Genomic DNA, 7,568 nt, shown 5'->3' with positions numbered 1-7,568 from the left:
TTTGTCATATTTTGAAAAAACGTTTTATTTTACTCCAAAAACGTCTTAACTTTCTCTCTACTTTTTCTGGGTAAGGTCAATTTACCGCCGCGGCGCTAACTAGTAGCGGGATGACGGGTTACCAAATTGTAGAAGTTGCTTTAGCTATAAATTCAAGTTTTATCAATGTTTTGTGTTGTTACCCAAATAATGGTTGTGCAAGCGCTTAATTTTTTGATCAAAAAGGAACAAGTTTAGTAAAAAATAATGATATTATTAGTGGAACATAAAACAGTCCCACTGCAGTACTGATTAGAAGCAACAGAGTAGCTTTATCTGGTTGATAATTCAAAATATTAGCAAGTATTATACTGGACCCAGAAACTGGAATAATAGCCAGCAACATCAGTGCTTTATATATGCTCTCATCGTATATACCTATAACATGCTTGTCTAAAAGGACAATTCCTAAAACAAACAGTGGCCAGAATACGTACTTTGCTGTAATAGTGATCAAAGCAAGCTTCCAATCTATTTTAAAGCTTGCAATATTCGCAGTGCTCACTCCAAGTAGCACCATTCCTAATGTGACAAATGTACTTCTAATATTCATCATAACATCTGTTAAAAAAGTAGGTATTTGTATATCGTATATACTTAAAAAGAAGCCCAGAACCATCGCATAAAGCGAAGGAAGTTTGAACAACTTTAATATGCATTCTTTTGCGGTATAAATACCATTTGCAGCTATGTAAAATCCTAAGCTGTTTTCAAATAGCGCCATTCCTATATAACAAACAACATATACAGATACTGAATCTTCATCAAATAAAGCCATGGCAATCGGCAGGCCAAAATAACCCATACTTGTGCTGCCCGAGCTAAATGCTAATATGTTTCTTGTGTTATCCTTAAATAAAAAAGAAGAAAGATAATACACTGATAAGGACATAGTGCTACCTATAAACCATATCAAAATCGGCAGAGAAATTACTTTTAAGTTAACTTCTGTATGAGAGACTCCATATAAAATCACTATTGGATTAGCTATATAAAAAAGTATTTGAGATATAGTGTTTCTATCAATTTTAAGATATTTTCCTGCTAAGTAACCAATAAATATTGTAATATAAATAGGTAATATTTTGAGAAAAAGAGTAAGGAACATACTAGCCTATTGTAATATTTTTGATTGATAAAGTGACATTAGATCTTAAGGTATTGTAAAAGTAAACAAAATTTATTTTCCAATTTATCCAGCTCATAGTTAATTAAATTAGTGCCAAAATTTGTTTTTACATAGGACTTAAGGATGACATTTTTATGATAAAATTATGTTAAGTTTCTATAAAGCTTCTTGCATATTTTTGAATAATGACATATTTACTAAAAATTAAACTGCTTGTAGCAATTTAGACGGGCTGTTAAAAACACTCATCTTGCATGGTTCTCAGGAATTCTTGCCTTGATTATTAAGATTGTACCATTGCTTTCCCTAATTTTTTTAAATCCAACTTTTTCGTAAACACGGATTGCACGAACATTTGCTGTATCTGGGTCAACAAAAGCATTTTCAGAAACTTTAAAGACAAATTCGTTTAAAAATATATTCAAAGCTTGTGGACCAATGCCTTTGCCCACATAATCTAGCTCTCCGATATACCAGTCTATAGCAGCACAGCTTTCTGGAAGCTCAGAAGTATCGTAGCCCTGCTCAGGTGGAAAATCATGTTTGTTATAGTATTGAATATAACCAATATCAACTCCGTCACAATTAATAATGAATGCATGCATTGGTTTTTCAATAATTTGTGTCTCAAGTTTTAAACGTTTGAATCCTTTGACATAATTGCTATATTTTTTCTCAATTAACTCTGGTGTCCAATTTATATCCGCATCCCACCATAGCTTTACGTGAGGTGTTTCTAACCATTTTAATAACAGTAAAAAATGTTCTTCTTTCAACGCTTTAAATGTGATATTTTTATTCATTAATTGAAAATCTCAAATGTTACTACCATTTCTGTTAATCCTGTCTCTAATTGCTAAGTTCATTGAAATTGATATTTCCGTACCTAGTTTTCCTGATATGGTACACTATTTTAACGTATCAGAAGGAACAATTCAATTAACTATTGCTTATAATTTCCTAGGCTTTTGCATAGGAGGGTTGTTTTTCGGTCCATTGTCTGAATGCTATGGCAGAAGGAGAATTATGATCATAGGCAACACTTTACTACTCGTCGGCGCTGTTGGTTGTATTTTTGCACCGTCGATTTTTTGGCTTTTAATCTCTCGCTTTGTTCAGGGCATTGGTGTCAGCACATCTGTAGTTGTGTTTGCAATCGTTGCAGACAGCTATAAAGGTGACGAAGCGGTGAAATTTATTGGAATCATGAATTCTGTTCTTACAGTTGTCATGGCAATTGCGCCAGTGTTAGGCAGTTTCATCAATGAAATTGTAGGATGGCGTGGTAATTATGCAACTGTTGCAATACTTTGTTTAATCTCTTGGGTTTTGCTGCTTTTAGCGTTACCAGAAACAAAAAAGGACCGCAATATTTTCAGTTTGAAAAAAACGATGAAAGATTACAGAAAACTACTATCTAATCCGAGGTTTGTTACGTTGTCTTTGATGTCAAGCCTCTTTTCTGCTGCGTATATGTCATTCATTACTTGTGGACCTTTTCTGTATATGAAGACTTTTGGTTTATCTAGCACTATTTATGCACTACATCAAGGTGCAATAGTTGGGTGCTTCTCACTCATTAGTCTATTTGCTGGCAAAATCTTGCAGAAACTTGGAGAAATATGGTGTGTAATTTCTGGCACGAGCGTGGGTGCTATTGGGTCTCTATTGCTTGTAATATTCAGTATAATTGTACCCCACTCTTTCTACTTAGTAACATTGTCTATGATTATTTTTTCTATCGGTTGTGCAATTTGCCAGCCAGTGATTTTTAATGCATCAATAAATGTTTTCCCTAAAATTAAAGGTACGGCTTCTTCTGCACTCTCGTTCATTAGAGCTTTTATCATGGCTATTTTTATCGGCTTAACAAGCTACATTTACAATGGTCAAACAATTAGTGTATCTCTTCTTGTGCTATCTGCGATAGTACTAGAACTTGTTTTTACTGTCTATCTATTGCGTTTAAAAGATCCTATGTAATTAATAAAGATATTCCATTGTAGGCTGCTAACTTTCCCCTGCCAATCTTTCTGCTTCATTACGTGAAATTAATGCTTCAATAAATTCATCTAGTTCACCTTCTTTTATAATCTGCTCTAGCCGATGTGAAGTTAGATTAATTCTGTGGTCTGTTATTCTTGATTGCGGAAAGTTATATGTTCTTATGCGCTCGGAACGATCCCCAGAGCCAATCTGACTTTTCCTCATTGTTGACCTTTCCATTTCTTTTTTTTGTCTTTCAATTTCGTATAGCCTTGCCCTCAATACTTTGAGCGCTTTAGCTTTATTTTTATGCTGCGATTTTTCATCTTGCTGTATCACAACTATCCCTGTTGGCAAGTGGGTGACCCTTACTGCGCTGTCAGTTGTATTCACTGATTGCCCTCCAGGACCACTGGATCTATAAACATCTATTCGTAAGTCTTTTTCTTCTATTTTAAAGTCAACTTCTTCTACTTCAGGTAATATCGCAACAGTAGCGGCAGAGGTATGCAACCTTCCTGAGGATTCAGTTTCTGGCACTCTCTGTACTCTGTGCACCCCTGATTCAAATTTCAACCTTGCAAAAACTTCTGTTCCATTAATGAGTGCAGAAGCTTCCTTATAGCCACCTATACCTGTATTAGAAATGCTTATTGGCTCGAACTTCCAATTTCTTCTTTCTGCATATTTTTGATACATACGAAATAACATTGCTGCAAATAATGCTGCTTCTTCTCCGCCTGTACCTGCTCTAATTTCTAATATTGCATTTCTTGAGTCATCTTCATCTTTGGGCAATAATGCTAACTTTAATTTTGCTTTTATTTTTGGTAATAATACCTTGTGCTTTTCGAAAAATTCTTCTTTTGCTAACTCTTTTATATCACCTTCGCTGTTTTCATCTTTCATTATTTCTTCTAAGTCTGAAATTTCCTCTTTCAGCGTGTTATATTCATCAATTATCTTGATTATTGGCCTGAGCTCAGAGTATTCCTTTGAAAGGGTAATGAATTCTTTTTGACTTAAATTGGTAGGATTTTCCAAATTCCTCTCTATATCATTAAATTTTTTCTTTAAGTCTTGTAAATTATTTTCCATATCCATATAGCACAGATCTAGCTAAGTAACATATACTGAAACAAAAAATTTCTTATATCAAGCAATAACACTATAATATACCTACTACCTTCTAGTTGAATATAATGGCAAAACAGATAACATCAAACTGCAATTTCATATTTGGAGCTTCGGACATAAAATCATTACCAAATGAGTCGGCTCCAGAGGTTGCGTTTGCTGGTAGATCAAATGTAGGAAAATCCAGTCTGATCAACTTACTGATAAACAGCAAAAAAGCTGCCAGAGTTTCCTCTAAACCTGGATGCACTAGACAAATAAATTTTTACTCTATGTACAATGATAAGTTCAGACTTGTTGACCTACCAGGGTATGGCTACTCTCATGCAGGCAAGGAGGAAATTATACAATATTTAAACTTAATTGAGTATTATCTAATTCAAAGAAGAAATCTAAGAAGAGTGTTTGTGTTGATAGATAGCAAGGTAGGATTAAAAGAAATAGACAAAGACTTCATTTATTGGTTAACATATAATAACATTAACTTTAACATTGTGCTAACAAAAATAGATAAAGTAAGTCAAAAAAGCTTAGGTGCTGTTATAGAAGATATTCAAAAATGGATTAATAATGAGAATGTGTCAATTCATCAAATGAGCATCCGTGTTAAGCATAAAATAACCAAGGTAAGAGATGAGTTTTTCAAGTTTACAAGATAAAAAAATGAAGAGTAGTGAATTTTTAAAGGGTGAGGTATCATTTGAACAAAAAGCAGAAATATTACTTGAAGTGCTATCTAACATACCTAGCTTTGTAGGCGAGACTTTTGTCATTAAATGCGGTGGTACGATAATCTTAGATGAAACACTATTTAATACTTTTGTGCATAATGTTGTCTTGTTGAAGCAGCTTGGTATAAATCCGGTAATAATTCATGACGGAGAATATGAAATTAACTCGGGGTTAAAAATGCTGGGTATGGACAGTAAGTTTGTGAATGGTATCAGACTTACAGACAAAGACACTATGAAAATCATTGAAATGGCACTGTGTGGTTCAGTTAATAAAAAAATTGTTCAGTATATAAATTCTGCTGGTGGTTCAGCTATTGGATTATGTGGAAAAGATGGTCACTTAATTAAAGCCGAAAAAATAACCGCTACGCTTAGAGAAGATAGATCAAATAATATCGAAAAGATATTAGACATGGGGTTCATCGGTAGACCCACTGAAATCAATCCTGATATATTATTTTTTATTGAAGAATCAGATTTTATACCAGTTATTGCACCAATTGGTCATGGAAAAGATGGGGAAACGTATCATATTGATGCCGATAGCACTGCAAGCGCAATTGCAATTGCAGTTTCTGCATCTAGAATGATAATCTTGAGTGACACAGATGAAGAAATAGATAAAATTGGTGGCAGGAAGATATCTGTTAAAAATTTAAATGCATCGATTGATTGTGGGAAAATTAAAGGGGAAAAATTTATTGAAAGGCTTATGGCATACGTTAAAATGGCGGAGGAATGTGCTGGAGTTGTTCACATAGTTGATGGTAGAATACCTAACATTATGCTTGATTTATTTACTGAGAATAATTCAAGCATATCGATTGTGAGTGATTTATAGCTATACTGCTTACAACTACACGAATACCAAGAGGGTGTCATTCAAGTAGCTGACACTGGAATGACAGCAATCTACGTCATACCGCGATTCATTCGCGGTATCTCTAGATCCCGCTAACAAGTAGCGGGATGACGGTTGTCAGGGTGTCATCCCAGTGCCCAGACACTGGGATCCAGAAGACTTAATTTCAACCAAGTGGCTGCATAATAAGGGCTAGATTCCAGACTGGAATAACATCATAGGGGCACTGGGATGACAAAAAAAGGAGCACTGAACTTGTCAAGGAATTTTATGGCCTAGCGTCACGCGCTGGAATGACATCATTTACGATGTAACATTTATCACTTTTGCAGATACAATTTACATGCTATAACTGAGTCTTCATAGATGGTAAATTGGAGTGCAAAGAAGTAAAATTAAAGTAGAAATAAAAAGATTATCACACGGAGAAGACTTGTCTCTTCCATGTTATGCAACTACGCAGAGTGCTGGCATGGATCTTTATGCTGCATTGAATGATTCTGCTGTTTTAAATCCACTTGAAAGATTACTTGTTCCAACTGGAATTGTGATTGCAATACCAAACGGTTTTGAGGGGCAAATCCGCCCACGTTCTGGTCTTGCTGCAAAACATGGAATCACTGTCTTAAATTCTCCGGGCACTATAGACTCTGATTATCGAGGTGAAGTTAAAATTTGTCTAATTAATCTAAGTAATCAGCCATACGAAATAAAAAGAGGAGATAGAATCGCACAAATCCTTATCTCTCCTGTATCTCAGGTAATTTGGGATGACAGAGAAGAATTCTGCGCAGAAGAAACCGGTCGCAATGCAGGGGGCTTTGGCTCAAGCGGCAGGTAGCTTACGAAAAAGCTTGACTATGACAGTTCTTCTGTACACAATTTAAGCATATTAATATTTTATTAAATGAAGTCGTTTATGCTAACTTTCAAAAGTCATTGTGGCCAGCCCCACAAAGCAAACACTGTATTTGTTGCATTTACTGCTATATACGTTATGGGTGGATTAGCAATACTTTCAACACCGCTTTGGAGGCCTTCAACTTGCAAGCTAGCAGCTTTTGCAGCTACACCACTTGGAATGGGCGTTTTAGCATTTGTTGCTGCTGCGCTGACTTATTTAGCAATATATGCTATCAGCAAAAATAACGAAATATCTGAGTTGAAAGCTCTGAAGGCTATTAAGGATGGGTTGCTAGTAACAAAAGACGCATTTAGGGAAATTGCAAGGAATAACCAAGTTAAAGATGAAGAAGGTAAGGTAGAAAAGGATAAATGTTATATAGACTTCAGCTTAGAAGGCAAGAACTACCGTATTATTGTTGATATTGATCAGCTTACCAAGACGCTAGGCAATACTTTACTCTTCAAGATAGATTCACTAAAGGAGAAAAACGATGAAGGTAAGTTCGAGGCAGTAAATGAAACAAAGTGGAGTAAAACATTAGGTTTAGACAAAGATGGTGCTAAAGAGGTTAACACTTATTTAGGCTCAGTTATTGCTAAACAAGTTGCTCAAGAGAAGAGACTAGACAGCTAAGTATAAAAGAGGTAGATCAAGTCCGCCTCTTTGTTTTTTTAGTGTCGGTTACTCAAATTCATTATGGGAATGTATCCGTTCAGCCAATGGCGTCAACTTAAGAACTTTCATTAGCAAACTCTCCTAAAGACATGATGGCGT

At 35.1% G+C, this 7,568-nt stretch carries 8 protein-coding genes; 5 read left to right on the top strand and 3 right to left on the bottom strand.

Annotated elements, in window-relative coordinates; all coding sequences use genetic code 11:
* Nucleotides 1–217: 217 nt before the first annotated feature.
* Nucleotides 218–1,147, bottom strand: coding sequence for an AEC family transporter (locus tag OZD61_RS02445; protein WP_274979720.1), 930 nt, complete (start codon nt 1,145–1,147; stop codon nt 218–220).
* A 266-nt stretch (nt 1,148–1,413) separates the two neighbouring features.
* Nucleotides 1,414–1,971 (bottom strand): GNAT family N-acetyltransferase, encoded by a 558-nt coding sequence (locus OZD61_RS02440; RefSeq protein WP_274979719.1) that lies wholly within the window; start codon nt 1,969–1,971, stop codon nt 1,414–1,416.
* 16 nt (nt 1,972–1,987) lie between these two features.
* Between OZD61_RS02440 and OZD61_RS02435 the strand changes: the two genes are divergently transcribed.
* Nucleotides 1,988–3,151, top strand: coding sequence for a multidrug effflux MFS transporter (locus tag OZD61_RS02435; protein ID WP_274979718.1), 1,164 nt, complete (start codon nt 1,988–1,990; stop codon nt 3,149–3,151).
* 27 nt (nt 3,152–3,178) lie between these two features.
* On the opposite strand, the gene prfA is transcribed toward OZD61_RS02435, so the two are convergent.
* Complete coding sequence (gene prfA, locus OZD61_RS02430) at nt 3,179–4,258, bottom strand: peptide chain release factor 1 (protein ID WP_007548640.1); 1,080 nt, start codon at nt 4,256–4,258, stop codon at nt 3,179–3,181.
* A gap of 98 nt (nt 4,259–4,356) precedes the next feature.
* Here prfA and yihA point away from each other — a divergent pair, with 98 nt between their 5' ends.
* The 4 genes from yihA to OZD61_RS02410 all read left to right on the top strand — a co-directional run bounded on the left by yihA (nt 4,357) and on the right by OZD61_RS02410 (nt 7,427).
* Nucleotides 4,357–4,950, top strand: a complete 594-nt coding sequence (yihA, locus tag OZD61_RS02425; RefSeq protein WP_274979717.1) for a ribosome biogenesis GTP-binding protein YihA/YsxC — start codon at nt 4,357–4,359, stop codon at nt 4,948–4,950.
* 4 nt (nt 4,951–4,954) lie between these two features.
* Nucleotides 4,955–5,866: an acetylglutamate kinase gene (gene argB, locus OZD61_RS02420; RefSeq protein WP_338062828.1), complete on the top strand. Its 912-nt coding sequence runs from the start codon at nt 4,955–4,957 to the stop codon at nt 5,864–5,866.
* Nucleotides 5,867–6,266: 400 nt separating this feature from the next.
* A complete protein-coding gene (gene dut, locus OZD61_RS02415) occupies nt 6,267–6,728 on the top strand; it encodes a dUTP diphosphatase (RefSeq protein ID WP_006279458.1) in 462 nt (153 codons plus the stop codon).
* Between the two features lie 78 nt (nt 6,729–6,806).
* Nucleotides 6,807–7,427 carry a hypothetical protein gene (locus OZD61_RS02410; RefSeq protein ID WP_274979715.1) on the top strand — a complete coding sequence of 207 codons (621 nt, stop codon included), beginning with the start codon at nt 6,807–6,809 and terminating at the stop codon, nt 7,425–7,427.
* Nucleotides 7,428–7,568 lie beyond the last annotated feature (141 nt).

It is taken from the genome of Wolbachia endosymbiont of Drosophila bocki, from assembly GCF_028982005.1.
Lineage (GTDB): Bacteria > Pseudomonadota > Alphaproteobacteria > Rickettsiales > Anaplasmataceae > Wolbachia > Wolbachia pipientis.
Note: the sequence above shows the minus strand (reverse complement) of the source record. Positions and strands in the feature narration are given on the sequence as shown.